This is a genomic window from Arthrobacter sp. Y3223164, from assembly GCF_059091005.1.
The window spans coordinates 1-912 of record NZ_JBNHGF010000674.1; the positions used below are offsets into that span (position 1 = coordinate 1).

Here is a 912-nt window from a genome sequence, read left to right on the forward strand (position 1 = left end):
GTGGCCGCGGCGCGGCGGGCCTTCGACTCCGGCCCGTGGCCGACGCTGGCGCCGTCCGAACGCGCGGCGTATTTGCTGCGGATTGCGGACGAAGTCGAGAAACGGTCCGAGGAGCTCTCGCTGACCAACACCCGCGAAAACGGTTCGCCGGTCTCCGAGTCGTCCCGGGCCGCCGGCAATGCCGCAGGAATCTTCCGATACTTCGCCACCCTGGCCGGCTATCTCGAACACGAAGACGTGCGCCCGTTCCCGCACGGCGGCGGCGAATCCGTGGTGCGCCGGGATCCGGTGGGGGTGTGCGGGCTGATCGCGCCGTGGAACTTCCCGATCAACCTCATGGTGATCAAGCTGGCGCCGGCGCTGCTGGCCGGCTGCACCGTGGTGATGAAACCGGCCTCGCCCACGCCGCTGTCCTTCCGCCTCATCGTCGACGCCGTGGCCGCCGCCGGAGTGCCGGCCGGCGTGGTCAATCTGGTCACCGGGTCGGGCAGGCTCGGCGACACCCTGGTCAAGCATCCCGGCGTGGACAAGGTCGCCTTCACCGGTTCCACCCCGGTGGGACGCAAAATCGCCGCCGCCTGCGGCGAGCTGCTGCGCCCCGTCACGCTGGAACTCGGCGGCAAGTCCAGCGCGGTGGTGCTCGAGGACGCCGACCTGGACGAGATGTCGAAGGTGCTGATCCGCTCCAGCATGCGCAACACGGGCCAGACCTGCTACATCTCCAGCCGCATCCTCGCCCCGGCCGCGCGCTATGACGAGGTGGTGGACATGGTGACGGCGACTATCGCCGCCGGGGTCCAGGGCGACCCGCTGGACCCGGCCACCGACTTCGGCCCGTCGGCCACCGAGTCGCAGTACCGGACAGTGCTCGACCATCTGGAGGCGGCCAGGGCCGAGGGGGCCCGGGCCACC

The 912-nt window shown here is 70.7% G+C and carries 1 protein-coding gene; it reads left to right on the top strand.

Translation table 11 applies throughout. The annotated features are described in order from the left end of the window. Window positions 1-912: aldehyde dehydrogenase family protein (locus AC5RUJ_RS17325; protein ID WP_494156380.1), on the top strand; the 912-nt coding region annotated here is incomplete at both ends.